The 18,678-nt window shown below is 59.1% G+C and carries 15 protein-coding genes; 8 read left to right on the top strand and 7 right to left on the bottom strand.

Annotated elements, in window-relative coordinates; genetic code table 11:
• Positions 1 to 12: 12 nt before the first annotated feature.
• From BUB69_RS08520 to BUB69_RS08505, 4 genes are all read right to left on the bottom strand, one after another.
• Positions 13 to 570 carry a GNAT family N-acetyltransferase gene (locus BUB69_RS08520; protein ID WP_073164606.1) on the bottom strand — a complete coding sequence of 186 codons (558 nt, stop codon included), beginning with the start codon at positions 568 to 570 and terminating at the stop codon, positions 13 to 15.
• A gap of 22 nt (positions 571 to 592) precedes the next feature.
• Positions 593 to 1,372: a DNA polymerase III subunit epsilon gene (dnaQ, locus tag BUB69_RS08515; RefSeq protein WP_073164603.1), complete on the bottom strand. Its 780-nt coding sequence runs from the start codon at positions 1,370 to 1,372 to the stop codon at positions 593 to 595.
• A 66-nt stretch (positions 1,373 to 1,438) separates the two neighbouring features.
• Complete coding sequence (gene rnhA, locus BUB69_RS08510) at positions 1,439 to 1,891, bottom strand: ribonuclease HI (RefSeq protein ID WP_004883928.1); 453 nt, start codon at positions 1,889 to 1,891, stop codon at positions 1,439 to 1,441.
• Between the two features lie 44 nt (positions 1,892 to 1,935).
• Positions 1,936 to 2,694, bottom strand: coding sequence for a methyltransferase domain-containing protein (locus tag BUB69_RS08505; RefSeq protein ID WP_073164600.1), 759 nt, complete (start codon positions 2,692 to 2,694; stop codon positions 1,936 to 1,938).
• Positions 2,695 to 2,775: 81 nt separating this feature from the next.
• Here BUB69_RS08505 and gloB point away from each other — a divergent pair, with 81 nt between their 5' ends.
• The 8 genes from gloB to fabI all read left to right on the top strand — a co-directional run bounded on the left by gloB (position 2,776) and on the right by fabI (position 13,589).
• The gene (gene gloB, locus BUB69_RS08500) at positions 2,776 to 3,555 is read left to right on the top strand and encodes a hydroxyacylglutathione hydrolase (RefSeq protein WP_073164597.1); all 780 of its coding nucleotides are present in this window, start codon (positions 2,776 to 2,778) and stop codon (positions 3,553 to 3,555) included.
• A gap of 99 nt (positions 3,556 to 3,654) precedes the next feature.
• Positions 3,655 to 5,247 (top strand): LysM peptidoglycan-binding domain-containing protein, encoded by a 1,593-nt coding sequence (locus tag BUB69_RS08495; protein ID WP_073164593.1) that lies wholly within the window; start codon positions 3,655 to 3,657, stop codon positions 5,245 to 5,247.
• Between the two features lie 138 nt (positions 5,248 to 5,385).
• Positions 5,386 to 7,215: an extracellular solute-binding protein gene (locus BUB69_RS08490; RefSeq protein ID WP_073164589.1), complete on the top strand. Its 1,830-nt coding sequence runs from the start codon at positions 5,386 to 5,388 to the stop codon at positions 7,213 to 7,215.
• Positions 7,212 to 9,068, top strand: coding sequence for an extracellular solute-binding protein (locus BUB69_RS08485; RefSeq protein ID WP_073164586.1), 1,857 nt, complete (start codon positions 7,212 to 7,214; stop codon positions 9,066 to 9,068). The genes BUB69_RS08490 and BUB69_RS08485 overlap by 4 nt, the downstream gene beginning before the upstream one ends.
• A gap of 1 nt (position 9,069) precedes the next feature.
• Positions 9,070 to 10,143, top strand: coding sequence for a microcin C ABC transporter permease YejB (locus BUB69_RS08480; protein ID WP_073164583.1), 1,074 nt, complete (start codon positions 9,070 to 9,072; stop codon positions 10,141 to 10,143).
• A gap of 1 nt (position 10,144) precedes the next feature.
• Positions 10,145 to 11,164 carry an ABC transporter permease gene (locus tag BUB69_RS08475; protein WP_024694813.1) on the top strand — a complete coding sequence of 340 codons (1,020 nt, stop codon included), beginning with the start codon at positions 10,145 to 10,147 and terminating at the stop codon, positions 11,162 to 11,164.
• A gap of 1 nt (position 11,165) precedes the next feature.
• Entirely contained in the window at positions 11,166 to 12,776 is a 1,611-nt protein-coding gene (locus BUB69_RS08470; protein WP_073164580.1) for an ABC transporter ATP-binding protein, read from the top strand.
• A gap of 18 nt (positions 12,777 to 12,794) precedes the next feature.
• On the top strand, positions 12,795 to 13,589 hold the full coding sequence (gene fabI, locus BUB69_RS08465; RefSeq protein WP_024687900.1) for an enoyl-ACP reductase FabI: 795 nt from the start codon (positions 12,795 to 12,797) through the stop codon (positions 13,587 to 13,589).
• Between the two features lie 131 nt (positions 13,590 to 13,720).
• Here the strand turns inward: fabI and BUB69_RS08460 are convergent, their stop codons facing one another.
• The 3 genes from BUB69_RS08460 to lon form a co-directional block, all read right to left on the bottom strand.
• On the bottom strand, positions 13,721 to 15,604 hold the full coding sequence (locus BUB69_RS08460; RefSeq protein WP_073164577.1) for a SurA N-terminal domain-containing protein: 1,884 nt from the start codon (positions 15,602 to 15,604) through the stop codon (positions 13,721 to 13,723).
• 203 nt (positions 15,605 to 15,807) lie between these two features.
• The gene (locus BUB69_RS08455) at positions 15,808 to 16,080 is read right to left on the bottom strand and encodes an HU family DNA-binding protein (RefSeq protein ID WP_024687898.1); all 273 of its coding nucleotides are present in this window, start codon (positions 16,078 to 16,080) and stop codon (positions 15,808 to 15,810) included.
• Between the two features lie 145 nt (positions 16,081 to 16,225).
• On the bottom strand, positions 16,226 to 18,622 hold the full coding sequence (gene lon / locus BUB69_RS08450; protein ID WP_073164574.1) for an endopeptidase La: 2,397 nt from the start codon (positions 18,620 to 18,622) through the stop codon (positions 16,226 to 16,228).
• Positions 18,623 to 18,678 lie beyond the last annotated feature (56 nt).

Genomic DNA, 18,678 nt, shown 5'->3' with positions numbered 1-18,678 from the left:
CCTGGCCCTGAATCAGGGCTTGGGAAAGATCAGGTACCAGAAGATCGCCGATTCGCGGGTCTGCGGGTCAATGCCTCGATAACGCATGTGATCCACCCCGCCCACCACGAACCCACAGCGCTCATACAACCTGCAGGCCGCAAGATTGTTGTTCTGGGTTTCCAGCATGATGCCGGGCAGGTTGCGCTTGCGACTCCAGAACCCGGCAACGTCGAGCAGCGAACGCGCGACGCCGTGGCGGCGTGCAGACTCATCCACCGCCAGTTCGTCCACATAGGCATAGCCGCTCCAGTGGGTACTGAGCACCATATGACCGACTGCACGCCCGTCCAGCCAGGCGACCAGCACCGAGCTGCCGGGGGAATCGCGGTAATGACTGAACTCCTGTGAATCGATACCGTAATTCTTGCGGTAGGGTTCGACCGGATCAACCTGCCACGACTCCACACTCTCACCCACCTTCGGCGTTGCGTAACCACGAACGGTAAATGTGAATTCGCTATTGAGGATGTAGTCTTCGAAGCACTCGTCCGCGACGCGGATGCTCACAGCCGGATTTGCCACAGTCATGTCACCACTTTGCGGGTTTCTGTCAGGAAGAAGCCTGGGCCTGAGCCTCCAGCAATTGCACCCACAGCGCAGGCGCGCCGGATGCCTTGGCGATTGTAGACATACGTACTTCGTGCTCGGCCAGTTCACTTTCACTGGCATGAATGACGCGGCAAGGGGTGCGATCAGCAGGCAGACGGCGAATTTCACTGCCACGATTGTTCGAACCGCCCTCCGAACCGTTGCCGTCGGAGGCATTGCCCGCCAGCGACAGACTGGTCTGCCCGCCGGTCATCGCCAGATAGACGTCAGCCAGAATCTCGGAGTCGAGCAAGGCACCGTGCAACTCACGACCTGAGTTGTCTACGCCATAGCGCTTGCAGAGTGCATCAAGGCTGTTGCGCTGCCCCGGATGCCGCTCGCGGGCCATCATCAGGGTGTCGAGCACCGAACAGTGCTGCGTGATGTCGGCCTTGTCCTGGGCACCCATCAAGGCAAATTCGTTGTTGATGAAACCAACGTCGAACGCCGCGTTATGGATGATCAGCTGAGCACCCTTGATGAACTCGAAAAATTCATCGGCGACTTCGGCAAAGCGCGGTTTGCCGACCAGAAACTCGTTGGTGATACCGTGCACGCCGATCGCGCCTTCGTCGCTCTCGCGGTCGGGTTGCAGGTAAACGTGAAAATGCCGCCCGGTCAGGCGACGACCGATCAGCTCGACACAACCGATCTCGATGATGCGGTGCCCGTCGGTCACCGGCATGCCCGTGGTTTCGGTATCGAGTACGATCGATCTGTTGTCTGTGTTTTGCAATGCCATGAACTGCTGCCTCATTTACAGGCCGCGATACTACCATGTCGCGGCCGCTGCCAGCCTGCCGACAGGCTAGCCGTGCTTGATACCGCGAACCTCATCGACGCCCCGATTGGCCAACTGGTCGGCACGCTCGTTGCCGGGATGGCCGATATGACCGCGTACCCACTGCCACTTTACGGTGTGTCGGCTGACCTGCTCGTCCAGTTGCTGCCAGAGGTCGGCATTTTTGACCGGTTCCTTGGCCGCCGTCTTCCAGCCGCGCTTTTTCCAGTTGACCATCCACTCGGTGATGCCTTTCATCACATATTGCGAGTCGGTGACCAATGTCACTTCACACGGGCGCTTGAGTTCTTCCAGGCCGCGTATGGCGCCGGTCAGCTCCATACGGTTATTGGTGGTATTGGCTTCGCCGCCCCACAGCTCTTTTTCGACGCCCTTGCAGACCAGCAACGCGCCCCAGCCGCCGGGGCCCGGGTTGCCCTTGCAGGCGCCGTCAGTGAAGAGTTCAACGCTATCGCTCATTACAACCTTTCCAGAATGATGGGCTTGTTTGGCATGAGCACACGTCAGGTGTCCTGAGAGGTACGACTGACCTTGGCCATGGGCAGCGGAATCAGCTTGCCCATCGGTTCGCGACGCACCTGGCGCAATGGCCTGAGGCCAACCACCAGCTTGCGCGCCACCAGAAGATAAAAGCCGCCACCGGGACTCTGACGCCCCTCACCCAGGCTTTCCAGCCCTATCAGCCGTGACTGCCATGCCGCCGAAGCAAGGGGCGGACGATAGCACCCGAAGCGGCGTTTCTCCAGCGCGAAGCCCAGCAGGTTGAGCCAGTCGGCGACCCGCGAAGGCGAGATACAGCGCGCCTTGCGCAAGGCATCGCGGGCGAAGACGTGGCGCACGCCCCAGGCGCTCCAGGGATTGATGCCGATGATCAGCAAGTGCCCGCCCGGCCGCACGCTGCTGGCCGCTTCACGCAGCAGGCCATGGGGCGAAAGGCAGAAATCCAGGCCATGTTGCAGTACCACCACGTCAGCGGCGTGTTCACTCAATGGCCAGGCCTGTTCTTCACAGACGATTTCCACACCGGGCAATGGCGCCCCCAACCGGACGTTGCGCTGCACCTGCTGAGCCACGGGAGGGCTTTCTGCCGACGGCCCGTAATGCACCAGATAGCCACCAAAATACCGGCCGAGCTCGTCTTCCAGAACACGGCGTTCCTCATCGAGCAGAAGCTGGCCCAGCGGGCCGGACAGCCATTGGCGAGCGGCGCGGATCAACGCAAGCCACTCAGGATCGGCCTGAGCGAACGCTTCATCGGTCATGAGTTCTCCTCCAGAGGTGCTCGCATACCACGGCAACAGACTCTAAGATGCACCATTGTTCTCCGCGATGCGAACTGCGCCATGATACAGATCCACGCCCTGCCCGCTTTCAATGACAACTACATCTGGTTGTTACAAGACCTTTCGACCCAATGCTGCGCCGTGGTCGATCCGGGAGACGCAGCGCCCGTGCTGGGCTGGCTGGCCCGTCACCCCGATTATCGCCTCACCGACATTTTGATCACTCACCATCACAATGATCATGTGGGCGGTGTCGTCGAACTCAAGCAGGTCAGCGGAGCACGGGTTCTGGGCCCGAAAGCGGAAAACATCCCTGCCCGCGACGTAGCACTGGTCGATCACGACCGGTTAACGGTTCTGGGACTGGATTTTTCGGTTCACGAAGTTCCCGGCCACACGCTGGGCCATATCGCCTTCTACCATGATGACGCCCGCGCTCCATTGCTGTTCAGTGGCGACACCCTGTTCGCGGCGGGCTGCGGCAGACTGTTCGAAGGTACACCTGACCAGATGTACGCCTCTCTCAGTCGCCTGGCGGCGCTGCCGGACAGTACGCTGGTCTATTGCGCCCATGAATACACCCTGAGCAATCTGCGGTTTGCCCAGGCCGTCGAGCCGGACAATCAGGACATTGCCGAACGACTGGCTCAAGTGATTCAACTGCGAGACGAAAATCGCATCACCTTGCCTTCCAATCTGGCGCTGGAAAAACGCACCAACCCGTTCCTTCGCACCCATGAAACATCCGTTAAAGAAAAAGCGGACGAACGGAGCGAACAGCAAAACACCTCGCAGAGTGAGGTTTTTGCCAGCCTGAGGGCGTGGAAAGACAGGTTCTGAGGCGACCATCAAATCGCAATAAAATTCTGAAAGGTTGACCAGCGGCAGGCTGCTTTCTAGAATCGCCCGACATTTTCGCCTGGATGTACCCCCCGAACAATGTCGTCATCTATAAGCAAGCCTGTAAATTCGGACGCATTGACTCGGTTGGCCCAAGCCATCGCCGTAGCCGCGAGCGCGATACTGGCAGGTTGCCAGACTTCCGCCCAGATCGAGCCGGCCAGCAGTCACCGCGCGCCAAACCTGGCGGCCGGCATCAAGCAGAAACCCATTTTCCTGACTCACAAGTCCGTGACGCCGCTGGCACCGCCGCAGGACGTCTGGGAGCGCATGCGCCAGGGCTTTCAACTGCAACAGGGCAATGATCAAAACCCTCGTATCGACCAGCAGCGCCTGTGGTTCGCCAACAACCCTTCCTTTCTGGAAAACGCTGGCGAGCGCGGCAGTCTCTACATGCACTACATTGTCGAGCGCCTCGAAGAACGTAACATGCCGCTGGAGCTGGCCCTGCTCCCGGTGATCGAAAGCGCCTACAACCCGATGGCCGTCTCGCGCAGCCAGGCTGTTGGCCTCTGGCAGTTCATTCCCTCGACCGGCCGCTATTTCAATCTGCGCCAGACCAATTTCTATGACGGGCGTCGTGATATCCAGGCGTCGACCGTGGCCGCGCTGGATTACCTGACACGCCTGCACGACATGTTCAACGGCGACTGGCTGCTGGCACTGGCGGCATACAACGCAGGTGAAGGCACGGTCAGCCGCGCCATCGAGCGCAACGACAAGCTCAACCTGCCTACCGATTACTGGAACCTGCCATTGCCGCAGGAAACCCGTGACTACGTGCCTAAACTGCTGGCGCTGTCGCAGGTGGTTCTATCGCCGGAAGCCTACGGCGTCAACCTGAACCCGATCGCCAACGAACCCTATTTCGAAGTCGTCGAGCTCAACAAGCGTGTCGATCTGTCCAAAGTGGCCAGCGCCGCCGACATCGACGAAGACGAGCTGATCCAGCTCAATCCGGCCTTCAAGAAACGCCTGACCATCGACGGACCCCAGCATTTGCTGGTACCCACATCCAAGGCTCAGTTGCTGACCGCCAGCCTGTCGACCATGAAGCAGGAAGAGCTGGTCGCCTGGCAGCCTTATCGTGTTCGGCGTGGCGACACCCTCGAAAGCCTCGCAAGCCGCTACCAGGTCACCGTCAGCTCGCTCAAGGGCAACAACAAGCTGGCTGGCAATCGCTTGAAAGTCGGTCAGTCGTTGAGCATTCCGGTCAAGCCGGGGCTGAACACGTCCCAGCCGGTGTTCGAATCACTGGCCAGCAACGAGAAGCCAGCCCGCAGCCGCACTTATAAAGTAAGAAACGGCGATAACCTCACCACCATCGCCCAGGCCAACAAGGTCGATGTGGAGGACCTGCAGCGCTGGAACAAGCTGTCCGGCAAGAAGCTCAAGATCGGCCAGACCCTGGTCATGCAGGACAACAGCAAAGCCGCCAGCAAGACCGTCGCCAGTGCAAGCAACAAGGATGGCGACAAGAAGCCCATGCAGTACAAGATTCAGAAAGGTGACTCGATGTATCTGGTCGCCAAGCGCTTTAACGTCGAGATGCAACATCTCAAGCGCTGGAATCCACGCTCGGGCCAGGCACTCAAGCCGGGCCAGACCCTGACGGTCTATCTGCCGCATTGACAAAAGCCGGCTGCGTGCCCGGCGAACGCCACATTGAGCCTGCCCATGCACTGCATTGGCAGGCATCCCTCTCCAGTCTTTTTCCTGTCGGGACAAGCTGTTACTGTTAGCGACCCGAAAGCCCAAGTCGCCTGGATCGTGATACGTCCCTTCCTGCTAACCGTCAGTCTGGCCTTGAGCTTCTACGCCAACGCAGCCATCACCGAAAGTCATGGTTATGCGCAGTTTGGTGTCCTCAAGTACCCGGCCAGCTTCACTCACTTCGACTGGGTCAATCCCGAGGCGCCGAAAGGTGGCACCTTGAGAATGATGGCGTTTGGCACGTTCGACACGCTCAACCCCTACACCTTTAAAGGTACAAGCCCGGTATCGACCGGAAATTTCCTGCAATACGGCGTCAACGAGCTGAACGAACCACTCATGGTCGGAACAGGGCAGTACGACCCGTCCGGTGATGAGCCGACCTCCAGTTACGGCCTGATCGCCCAGTCGGTGGAGTACAGCGAAGACCGCAGCTGGGTGGTGTTCAACATCAGGCCTCAGGCACGCTTTCATGATGGCAAGCCGATCACTGCCTATGACGTGGCATTCTCCTATCGCACGCTGCTCAAGGACGGGCACCCGCAGTACCGCACCGCTCTGCAGGAAGTGCAGCGTGTCGACATTCTCGACCGGCACCGCATTCGTTTCGTGTTCAAACGGGCCGGCAATCCACTGCTGATTTTGCGCCTGGGCGAACTGCCCGTGCTGCCGCAGCATTACTGGAAAGACCGCGACTTCAAGGCCACGACCTTCGAACCGCCACTGGGCAGTGGTCCGTATCGCATCACCCGGGTTCAGCCCGGACGCCAACTGGTGTTCGAACGGGTCAAGGATTACTGGGGCAAGGACCTGCCGGTCAACCGCGGCAAATACAATTTCGACCGTGTCGACGTGGAGTTCTATCGCGACAGCGACGTGGCGTTCGAAGCGTTCAAGGCCGGTGAATTCGATATCTACATCGAGCATCAGGCCAAGAACTGGGCCAATGGCTACAACTTTCCCGCCGTCGCCAACGGCACGGTGATCAAGGCGCAGATACCTCACCGGATTCCGACCCAGACCCAGGGGTTGTTCATGAACACCCGACGCGCGGCCTTTTCAGACGTCCGGGTACGCGAAGCACTGGGGCTGCTGTTCAACTTTGAATGGACCAACCGTACGCTGTTCAGCGACGCCTACGCACGCTCGACCAGTTACTACCCGAACAGTGAATTTTCCGCGACCGGGCTACCGACCGGAGGGGAATGGCTGGCGCTGGCACCCTACCGCGACCAACTGCCGCCCAGCCTGTTTACTCAGCCGTTCACCACGTCGAAGACCGATGGTGGCGGCATACCGCGCGAAACCCTGCGCAGGGCGTTGTCGCTGCTGGGCAGTGCGGGCTGGAAGCTGACCGACAGAGGCCTGCTCAATGCCGACAATCAGCCGCTGCGCTTCGAGATCCTGCTGGTCAATCCCGGTCTGGAACGCATCCTGTTGCCCTATATCGAGGACCTGCGACGCCTGGGCATCAACGCAGGCCTGCGCACCGTGGACCGGGCGCAATACAAGCAGCGTCTGGACCGCTTCGACTTCGACATGATTCTCATGACCCTGCAACAGACACTCAGCCCCGGTCTTGAGCAGTGGCAGTATTTTCATTCGAGCCAGGCCGCGATCAACGGCAGCAAGAATTACGCCGGTGTCGCCAACCCGGTGGTCGACGGCCTGCTCAACAAACTGCTGGCCGCCCAGACCCGCGACGAACAAGTTGCCACTGCCAGGGCACTGGACCGCGTCCTGCTGTCACAGCATTACAGCATTCCCAACTGGTACCTGAACAATCATCGCCTTGCGTATCGCAATCGATTCGCCATGGTCACCACCCCGCCCTACACCCTGGGGCTGCGCGCGTGGTGGCTCAAGTCTCTGGAGAAGTCCCGATGAATCCTCTGCACTCCCTGCGCCTGCGAACAGCCGCCCTGCTGTTGGCAAGCCTGGCCTGCTCGGTACAGGCTGCGCCTCAGCATGCCGTGACGCTGTACGACGAAGCGCCCAAATACCCGGCTGATTTCAAACATTTCGACTACGTGAATCCGGACGCCCCTAAAGGTGGCACGCTGCGCCAGGCCGGTTTCGGTGGATTTGACAGCCTTAACCCGTTCATCAACAAAGGCGTGCCGGCAGATGACATCGGCCTGATCTATGACACCCTTGCCCGTGCCAGCCTCGACGAACCGTTCAGTGAGTACGGACTGGTCGCAGGCAAGATCGAAAAAGCCCCCGATAACAGCTGGGTGCGCTTTTACCTGCGCCCCGAGGCGCGCTTCCACGACGGTCACCCTATTCGCGCCGAAGACGTGGAGTTCAGCTTCAAGACGCTGATGGAGTACGGCTCGCCTATGTATAAAGGCTACTACGCTGATGTCGATCAGGTTGTGGTCGAAGATCCGTTGCGCGTGCTGTTCAGGTTCAAACACAAGGGCAGCCGCGAGATGCCCCTGATCCTCGGACAATTGCCGGTATTGCCCAAGCATTTCTGGGCCACTCGCGAATTCGACAAGGGTAATCTGGATTTCCCGCTGGGCAGTGGTCCCTACAAGGTCGTTGACGTAAAAGCCGGACGCTCGGTGCGCTACGAACGGGTCAAGGACTACTGGGCCAAGGACCTACCGATCAACAAAGGCTTTTACAACTTCGACGTGCTGACCACCGATTACTACCGCGACAACACCGTGGCACTGGAAGCTGTGAAAGCCGGGCAATTCGATTACTGGCTGGAAACCAGCGCCAAGAACTGGGCCACGGCGTACAACACACCTGCGGTCAAGGCCGGACGACTCATCCAGGAAGAACTTCCGAACGGCAACCCCACCGGCATGCAGGGCTTTATCCTCAACCTGCGCAAACCGGTGTTCCAGGACGCTCGCGTACGCGAGGCACTGACCCTGCTGCTGGATTTCGAGTGGACCAACAAACAGTTGTTCAACGGCTCCTACAGCCGCACGAAAAGTTACTTCGACAATTCGGAAATGGCTTCCAGCGGCCTGCCTTCGCCAGAAGAACTGAAAATTCTGGAGCCTCTGCGCGGCAAAATTCCGGACCGGGTGTTCACCGAAGCCTTCACGCTGCCGGTCACCGATGGCAGTGGCATGATTCGTCCACAGCAGCGCCGTGCGTTTCAGCTGTTGCAGGAGGCCGGCTGGAAAATCGTCGATGACAAGATGGTCGACACTCAGGGCAAGCCGGTCAAACTGGAGTTCCTGATCGCCCAGACCGAGTTCGAACGTATCCTGCTGCCGTACAAGCGCAACTTGAGCGATCTGGGCATCGAGCTGGTCATCCGCCGCGCCGACGTGTCGCAATACATCAACCGCCTGCGTTCGCGTGACTACGACATGATCGTGAGCAGCTTTCCGCAGTCCAGCTCGCCCGGTAACGAGCAGCGTGTGTACTTCGACTCGTCCAGCGCCGACAACCCCGGCAGCCGAAATGTCATCGGCCTCAAGGATCCGGCAATCGATGCGCTGGTGAGCGGCCTGATCAACGCCGACTCCCGGCAAAACCTGATCACCTACACCAAGGCGCTGGACCGCGTGTTGCTGTGGGGTTTCTATGTCGTTCCCAACTGGCACATCAAGACCTGGCGCGTCGCGTACTGGAACCACCTCGGCCACCCGCAAGCCAAGGCGCTGTCGGATGTCGGCCTGATGACCTGGTGGGTAAAGCCCGACGCCAAACCCGTGGTGCCAGGCCAACCCGCCCCTGACCAGGCCGCCCCGGCGAGCACGGAGCAATAAGATGCTGGCTTATATTCTGCGACGGCTGCTGCTGATCATTCCGACCCTGTTCGGCATCCTGATCATCAACTTCATCATCATCCAGGCGGCCCCCGGTGGGCCTGTGGAGCAGATGATCGCCAAGATCGAAGGCTTCGACGGTGCTACCAGCCGCATTGCCGGCGGTGGTGCGGAGGTCTCGGTGGCAGGCTCCAACTACCGGGGCGCTCAAGGACTGGACCCTGCGCTGGTCAAGGAAATCGAGCGCATGTACGGCTTCGACAAATCAGCACCCGAACGCCTGTGGATCATGATCAAGAATTACGCCACGCTGGACTTCGGCGACAGCTTCTTCCGTGATGCCAAGGTCATCGACCTGATCGTCGAAAAGATGCCGGTGTCCATTTCCCTCGGGCTGTGGAGCACCCTGATCATGTACCTGGTGTCGATCCCGCTGGGCATCGCCAAGGCCACCCGCCACGGTAGCCACTTCGACGTCTGGACCAGTTCGGCCATCATCGTCGGCTATGCAATACCTGCGTTTCTGTTCGCGATCCTGCTGATCGTGGTGTTTTCCGGCGGCAGCTACTTCAACTGGTTCCCGCTACGCGGGCTGACCTCGAACAACTTCGAGGAACTGAGCACCGCGGGCAAGATACTCGACTACTTCTGGCACCTGGTCCTGCCGGTCACAGCACTGGTGATCGGTAACTTCGCGACCATGACCCTGCTGACCAAAAACAGCTTTCTCGACGAAATCAGCAAACAGTACGTCACCACCGCCAAAGCCAAAGGCCTGAGCAATCACAAGGTGCTGTACGGCCATGTGTTCCGCAACGCGATGCTGCTGGTGATTGCCGGTTTCCCGGCCGCTTTCATGGGTATCTTCTTCACCGGTTCACTGTTGGTGGAAGTGATCTTTTCTCTGGACGGCCTGGGCCTGATGAGCTTTGAAGCGGCCATCAACCGCGATTACCCCGTGGTGTTCGGCACGCTGTTCATATTTACCCTGCTGGGTCTGGTGGTGAAGCTGATCGGCGACATCACCTACACGCTGGTAGACCCGCGCATCGACTTTGAAAGCAGGAAGCATTGATATGAAGCTGTCTCCTCTCAATCGCCGCCGCTTCGAACGTTTCAAGGCCAACAAGCGCGGCTGGTGGTCACTGTGGCTATTTCTGCTGCTGTTCGGCCTGAGCCTGGGCGCCGAGCTCATCGCCAATGACAAACCGCTGGCTGTGCGTTACGACGGACAATGGTACTTCCCGGTGTTCGAGCGCTATCCGGAAACCACGTTCGGCGGTGAATTCCCGCTGGAAGCCAATTACAAGAGCCCCTACATCAAGGAGCTGCTGGCTGCCAAAGATGGCTGGACCTTGTGGGCACCGATCCCATTCAGCTACCAGAGCATCAACTACGACCTGAAAGTCCCGGCCCCTGCCCCGCCTTCGCGGGAGAACCTTCTGGGCACGGACGATCAGGGCCGCGATGTGCTGGCGCGGGTGATTTACGGCTTCAGGATCTCGGTGCTGTTCGCCCTGACCCTGACAATCCTCAGCTCGATCATTGGCGTGGTAGCCGGTGCGCTGCAGGGCTTCTACGGCGGCTGGGTCGATTTGCTGGGCCAGCGGTTTCTGGAAGTCTGGTCGGGGCTCCCGGTGCTGTACCTGCTGATCATTCTGGCCAGCTTCGTGCAGCCCAACTTCTGGTGGCTGCTGGGCATCATGCTGCTGTTTTCCTGGATGAGCCTGGTGGACGTGGTGCGCGCGGAGTTTCTGCGGGGCCGCAACCTGGAATACGTACGTGCGGCCCGGGCGCTGGGCATGGAGAACGGCGCAATCATGTTCCGTCACATCCTGCCCAACGCCATGGTGTCGACCATGACGTTCATGCCGTTCATTCTCACCGGCGCGATCGGCACCCTGACCGCGCTGGATTTCCTGGGCTTCGGCCTGCCTGCCGGGTCGCCCTCGCTGGGCGAGCTGGTGGCGCAGGGCAAATCCAACCTGCAGGCACCCTGGCTGGGCATCAGCGCCTTTGCGGTGCTGGCCCTGATGTTGAGCCTGCTGGTGTTTATCGGCGAGTCCGCCCGCGATGCTTTCGACCCAAGGAAATAAGATGAACACTGACAATCTGATCGAAATCCGCGATCTGGCGGTCGAGTTCGTGACGGGCGACTCGCGTCAACGGGTGGTCGAGAACATCAGCTTCGACATCCGCCGAGGCGAAACCCTGGCGCTGGTCGGTGAAAGCGGCTCGGGCAAATCCGTCACCGCGCACTCGATACTGCGCCTGCTGCCCTACCCTATCGCCAGCCACCCCAGCGGTACCATCCGCTATGCGGGCGACGACCTGCTGAAGGTCGAAGAAAAAAAGCTGCGCGCGATCCGTGGCAACCGCATCGCCATGATCTTTCAGGAGCCGATGACCTCGCTGAACCCGCTGCATTCGGTAGAAAAACAGATCAACGAAGTCCTCGGCCTGCACAAGGGGCTGACCGGCAAGGCGGCCACTGAGCGCACGCTGGAGCTGCTGGAACTCGTCGGCATACCCGAGCCGCACAAACGCCTCAAGGCGCTGCCACACGAGCTGTCAGGCGGCCAGCGCCAGCGTGTGATGATCGCCATGGCCCTGGCCAATGAGCCGGAGCTGTTGATCGCCGATGAGCCGACCACTGCGCTTGACGTGACCGTGCAGTTGAAAATCCTTGAATTGCTCAAGCATTTACAGGCGCGTCTGGGCATGGCGCTGCTGCTGATCAGTCACGATTTGAACGTTGTTCGGCAAATAGCCAATCGTGTATGTGTCATGCAGCGCGGTTGCATCGTCGAACAGGCATCGTGCGAAGAACTGTTCCGCTCGCCACAGCATCCGTACACCAAAGTTTTGCTCAGCGCCGAGCCCAGCGGCGGTCCTTCGACCAATCCCGCTGGCGCTCCACTGCTTGAAGTCGAGGACCTGAAAGTCTGGTTCCCGATCAAGAAAGGCCTGCTCAAGCGCACCGTCGATCACGTCAAAGCAGTCGACGGTATCCGCTTCAGCCTGCCGGAAGGGCAAACGCTTGGGATCGTGGGCGAAAGTGGATCGGGTAAGTCGACGCTGGGCCTGGCGATTCTTCGGCTGATCGCAAGCCAGGGCACCATACGGTTCAAGGGCAACGCGCTAGACTCACTGTCTCAGCAGCAGATACGTCCGCTGCGCCGGCAGATGCAGGTGGTGTTCCAGGACCCGTTTGGCAGCCTTAGCCCGCGAATGTCGGTGAGTGATATCGTTGGCGAGGGCCTGCGCATTCACCAGATGGGGACAGCTGCCGAACAGGAGACGGCGATCATCGAAGCACTCAGAGAGGTAGGTCTGGATCCGGAAACCCGGCACCGCTACCCCCACGAGTTCTCCGGTGGCCAACGCCAGAGGATCGCCATTGCAAGGGCACTGGTGCTAAAACCGGCGCTGATTCTGCTGGACGAGCCGACTTCGGCACTCGACCGGACAGTGCAGCGCCAGGTGGTCGAACTGCTTCGCTCGCTGCAAACCAAGTACAACCTGACGTATTTGTTCATCAGCCATGACCTGGCTGTCGTCAAAGCGCTGAGCCACCAGTTGATGGTGGTCAAGCAAGGCCAAGTGGTCGAACAGGGTGCGGCGCAGGCTGTTTTTGCCGCACCGCAACATCCTTATACACAGCAGCTTCTGGAAGCCGCCTTTTTGGCACCAGTCGCTGTCGATTAACCTGAAGAGGAACAACACATGGGTTTTCTCGCCGGTAAGCGCGTCCTGATCGTCGGTGTCGCCAGTAAACTGTCCATCGCATCCGGCATTGCTGCCGCCATGCATCGTGAAGGTGCAGAGCTTGCTTTCACCTACCAGAACGACAAACTCAAGGGTCGTGTCGAAGAGTTCGCCGCAGGCTGGGGCTCGGGCCCTGAACTGTGCTTCCCTTGCGACGTGGCCAGCGACGAAGAGATCAACAAGGTCTTCGAAGAACTGAGCAAGAAGTGGGACGGCCTGGACGTGATCGTTCACTCGGTCGGCTTCGCGCCGGGCGACCAGCTCGATGGTGACTTCACCGAAGCCACCACCCGTGAAGGCTTCCGCATTGCCCACGACATCAGCGCCTACAGCTTCGTGGCCCTGGCCAAGGCTGGCCGCGAAATGATGAAAGGCCGCAATGGCAGCCTGCTGACCCTGTCGTACCTGGGTGCCGAGCGCACCATGCCGAACTACAACGTGATGGGCATGGCCAAGGCCAGCCTGGAAGCCGGCGTGCGTTATCTGGCAGGCAGCCTCGGTCCTGAAGGCACGCGCGTCAACGCCGTATCGGCAGGTCCGATCCGCACCCTGGCAGCCTCGGGCATCAAGAACTTCCGCAAGATGCTGGCCGCCAACGAAGCCCAGACCCCGTTGCGTCGCAACGTGACCATCGACGAAGTCGGCAACGCAGGCGCGTTCCTGTGCTCCGACCTGGCCTCGGGCATCAGCGGTGAGATCATGTACGTCGACGGCGGCTTCAACACCACCGCGATGGGCAACATCGAAGAGTGATACGGCCAGTGCCGCTCATCGCGAGCGGCACTTTCCGGGAGACAAAAAAGAAGGCCGCTCAGTGAGCGGCCTTCTTTTTGGCGTCTGCAAAGGTCAGGTCATTCCAACCGGACCTTTGCATTCAGCCGGGCTTAGAACTTCTCGATCTTCGCCTTGCTCTCCAGCTCAGCACGGAAGGCTGCGAAATCCTGCTGACCGGCACGCGATGACAGGAAGCGGCGGTATTGCGCCTTTTCCGCATCAGTCGGTGCAGCCGCCTGATTCACGCCGTTGAGACGCACGATCACAAAGCTGCCGTCGGCTGCTGTCTGGCTGGTGTACTCCGGCTTGTCCTTGCCTGTTGGCTTGGGCATACGGAACAACGCTTGCAGAACAGCAGGATCGACCCCTTCCTGACTGCGAGTGACAGCTTCCATCACTTTCCACTCATGACCGTCCTGCTTGGCCGCCAGCGGAATCTTGCCATCACGCAAACCCGCCAGCAGTGCTTCGCCACGGGCCTTGGCTGCGGCGCTCGCGTGATCCTTCACCAGTTGCGCACGAATCGCACCGGCAACGCTCTCAAGCGGCAGCTGTTGCGGCTTCAAGTGCTCTTTGGCACGCACGACCACGACGGTTTCCGGGTCCAGTTCCAGCGTGTTGCTGTTGGAACCCTCTTCCAGCACTTCAGGGCTGAACGCCGCCTGGATAACCGCACGGTTGGCTGTCAGGCCTTCACCACCTTCACGGCCGAACGGCGCTGTGGTCTGAACCTTGAGGCCCAGATCCTGAGCCGGTTGAGCCAGGTCAGACGATTCGAAGGCCGAATCTTCCAGTTGCTTGGTCACTTCAACGAACTTCTGCTCGACCTGCTGCGACTTCAGATCGCTGGTCAGCTTGTCCTTGAGGCTGGCAAACGTCGGAACCGACGGCGCTTCCACACCCAGCAGCTTGATAAGGTGCCAGCCGAAGTCGGTGCGCACAGGTTGCGAAACCTGGTCCTTGTTCAGGCTGTAGAGCGCATCTTCGAACGCAGGGTCGTAAACACCCTTGCCCGCGTAACCCAGATCCCCCCCCTTGTTCGACGAACCCGGGTCCTGCGAGAACTCCTTGGCCAGCGCGGCAAAGTCCTCACCCTTGGCCAGACGCTGTTGAATCTCTTCAATCTTCGCCTTGGCCTGCTCATCGCTGAGCTTGTCGTTCACTTCGATCAGGATATGCGCAGCGCGACGCTGCTCGGACAGGTTGGCGATCTCTTTCTGGTAGGCCGCCTGCAAGTCCTCGTCCTTGACCTTCACCTTGTCGAAGAAGGCGGACTTCTTCAATTCGATGTAATCCAGCACCACCTGCTCAGGACTCATGAACTCCTTCGCGTGCTCGTCGTAGTGCGCTTTGACCTCATCGTCGGTGACTTTCACCGAAGACGTGTCAGCCGGCAGCGTCAACGACGCGAAGTCGCGCGTCTGTTTTTCCAAGCGGGCGAACGCCTCGACCTGAGCATCGGTCACGAAAGCACTGCCTGCGACACCGGCACGCACCTGGCCGATAAGCATTTCCTGACCCAGCATCTGGCGGAACTGCATACGGCTGTAACCCAACTGGCGGATCACCTGATCGAAGCGGTCAGCACTGAATTTGCCATCCACCTGAAACTCAGGCGTCTGCAACAGTTGCTGGTCCAGCGCTGCATCGGAAAAGGAGAACTTCGAATCAGCTGCGCCCTGCAGCAGCAGCTTGCGGTCGATCAGACCTTTGAGAGCCGACTCACGCAGCAACTTTTCGTCGAGCATTGCAGGATCGAAATCCTTGCCCAACTGCTGGGAGAGCTGCTGAGCCAACTGACGGCGTTGCATGTCCACGGCCTGGCTCAACTCGTTCTGAGAGATATCCTCTCCGTTGACCTCGGCAGCGTTCTGCTTGTTGCTGGTAGCGGTAAACAGCGCCTCGATGCCTGTGAAAGCCATCAGAGCGATGATGATTCCGATGATTGTCTTGGCAATCCAGCCCTGTGAATTGTCCCTGATGTTCTGCAGCATTGCGTCCCCCAAAACGGTTGAACTGACTAACCAACCGCGGAGCGTGGGTAGAAAGCGGATAGAAGAAAGGCGCATCCGAGGATGCGCCTTCTCGTAACTGACGGAGCGGAAGGGCTCGAACCCTTCGGCGTTGCAACCGATTGCACCACCGCTCCGCATCTGGACCGAATGAATCCGGCCGAGCGGGTAAGGCTTGAGGAGGCTTAGTTAACAGCTTCTTTCAGGGCTTTACCGGCTTTGAAACCTGGTTTTTTAGCAGCAGCAATTTCCAGCGTCTCGCCAGTCTGAGGATTGCGACCGGTGCGCGCAGGACGATCTGTAACGGAGAACGTACCAAAGCCAACCAAAACAACCGAGTCGCCAGCCTTCAGAGCGCCAGTGACGGATTCGATCACTGCGTCCAGCGCACGGCCAGCAGCAGCTTTCGGGATATCAGCAGATGCAGCGATAGCATCAATCAGTTCCGACTTGTTCACTCTAAGTCCCCTTATCTCTATATTGAGTATGTTTCTAAGTTTTAGGTGTTAAGCAAAACGAGCGCTGGAAGGCTTGCCGGACTTGCTTTAAAGAGCCGCTTTATAACAAGGGCTCTAAAAAGCTGTCAAGGAAGCCTGCTCAGTCTTAATGCGTGCTAATTCTTTCCTTAGAGTCAGACTCGCGTTTCTCATCCTTGGCGACCAGATCAGGAGCCACATCCGGCAAGGGCTCCGGCGCGTATTGCAGCGCAATTTGCAGGACTTCGTCAATCCATTTAACGGGCTTTATCTGAAGATCCTGCTTGATGTTGTCAGGAATTTCCTTCAAATCACGTACGTTTTCTTCTGGAATGATGACTGTCTTGATTCCGCCACGATGAGCTGCCAGAAGTTTTTCCTTCAGACCACCAATCGCCAGCACCTGACCACGCAAGGTGATCTCGCCGGTCATCGCGACATCCGCCCGCACAGGAATCTGGGTCAGGGCCGACACCAGCGCCGTGCACATGCCTACGCCAGCACTCGGACCGTCTTTGGGCGTAGCGCCTTCAGGCATGTGGATGTGCGTGTCATGTTTCTCGTGGAAGTCGGCAGAAATACCCAGGCTGCGGGCCCGGCTGCGAACCACGGTTTGCGCGGCAGTGATGGACTCGACCATGACGTCGCCCAGAGAACCGGTCTTGATCAACTGGCCCTTGCCCGGTACGACGGCGGCTTCGATGGTCAGCAATTCGCCGCCCACCTGAGTCCACGCAAGCCCCGTGACCTGCCCGATCTGGTCCTGCTGCTCGGCCAGACCATAGCGGAATTTGCGCACGCCCAGGAAGTGCTCGAGCATGTCAGCAGTCACATGGACAGCGAAGCGTTTTTCCAGCGCATGCTCTTTGACCGCCTTGCGGCAGACCTTGGCAATCTGGCGCTCAAGCCCGCGCACGCCCGCTTCGCGGGTGTAGTAACGAATGATGTCGCGGATCGCATCGGCGTCGAACTCGATTTCGCCCTTCTTCAGACCGTTGGCCTGAATCTGCTTGGGCGAAAGGTATTTGACGGCAATGTTGATTTTCTCGTCTTCGGTGTAGCCCGGCAGGCGAATGACTTCCATCCGGTCCAGCAAGGCTGGCGGAATGTTCATCGAGTTCGAGGTGCACAGGAACATGACGTCGGACAGGTCGTAGTCGACTTCGAGGTAGTGATCGTTGAAATTGTGGTTCTGCTCGGGGTCCAGCACCTCAAGCAATGCCGAGGCCGGATCGCCACGCATGTCGCTGCCCATCTTGTCGATTTCATCGAGCAGGAACAACGGGTTGCGCACACCCACCTTCGTCATCTTTTGTATCAATCTTCCTGGCATCGAACCGATGTATGTCCGGCGATGGCCACGAATTTCCGCCTCGTCACGCACACCGCCCAGGGCCATGCGCACGAATTTGCGATTTGTCGCATTCGCAATCGACTCCGCAAGCGAGGTTTTACCCACGCCAGGAGGACCTACCAGGCACAGCACAGGACCGCGGATCTTTTTCACACGCTTCTGCACGGCGAGGTACTCAAGGATGCGCTCCTTGACCTCGTCCAGCCCGTAGTGATCGGCGTCCAGAATGGCTTCAGCACGCGCCAGGTCCAGACGCACCTTGCTCTGCGCTTTCCATGGCACCTGAACCAGCCAGTCGATGTAGGAACGCACCACAGTGGCCTCGGCCGACATCGGCGACATCTGCTTGAGCTTGTTCAACTCGGCAGTCGCCTTGGCCAATGCATCCTTGGGCAGACCCGCGGCATCGATGCGCTTCTTCAGCTCTTCGATTTCGTTATGGCCTTCGTCGCCATCGCCCAGCTCTTTCTGAATGGCCTTCATCTGCTCATTCAGGTAGTACTCGCGCTGGCTGCGCTCCATTTGTTTCTTGACGCGACCGCGAATGCGCTTCTCGACCTGCAACAGGTCGATTTCACCGTCCAGCAGGGCAAGCACATGCTCCACACGCGCGGACAGATCGATAATCTCGAGGATCTCCTGCTTCTGCTCGATCTTGAGCGCCATGTGCGCTGCCATGGTGTCGACCAGGCGGCCAGGCTCATCGATGCTGTTGAGCGAAGACAGGACCTCTGCCGGGACTTTCTTGCCCAGCTGTACATATTGCTCGAACTGAGCCAAAAGGCTGCGCACGAACACTTCAGACTCGCGGTCAGGCGCATCCACTTCATCGATCAGCGCAACGTCGGCGCGGTAATGACCGTCAGCCTCGATGAAACGCTCGACCGACCCGCGCTGCTCGCCTTCGACCAGCACCTTGACGGTACCATCAGGCAGTTTCAGCAGCTGCAATACGGTTGCAATGGTGCCGACGTTATAAAGAGCCTGCTCATCAGGATCGTCGTCAGCGGGATTTCTTTGCGCGAGCAACAGGATTTGCTTGTCACCCGTCATCGCCGCCTCAAGGGCTTCGATAGACTTCTCGCGCCCCACGAACAGCGGGATAACCATGTGCGGATAAACCACGACATCACGCAATGGCAAAAGAGGCAATTCGATGGTGGTCTTCATGATTTCGCCTCTACAGCGGCCAAACGGCCGGGACAGATGGAATTAGCTTGAAGCCA

The organism is Pseudomonas asturiensis (assembly GCF_900143095.1).
Lineage (GTDB): Bacteria > Pseudomonadota > Gammaproteobacteria > Pseudomonadales > Pseudomonadaceae > Aquipseudomonas > Aquipseudomonas asturiensis.
The sequence above is the reverse complement of the archived record's forward strand: the minus strand, read 5'-3'. Positions and strand labels throughout refer to the sequence as shown.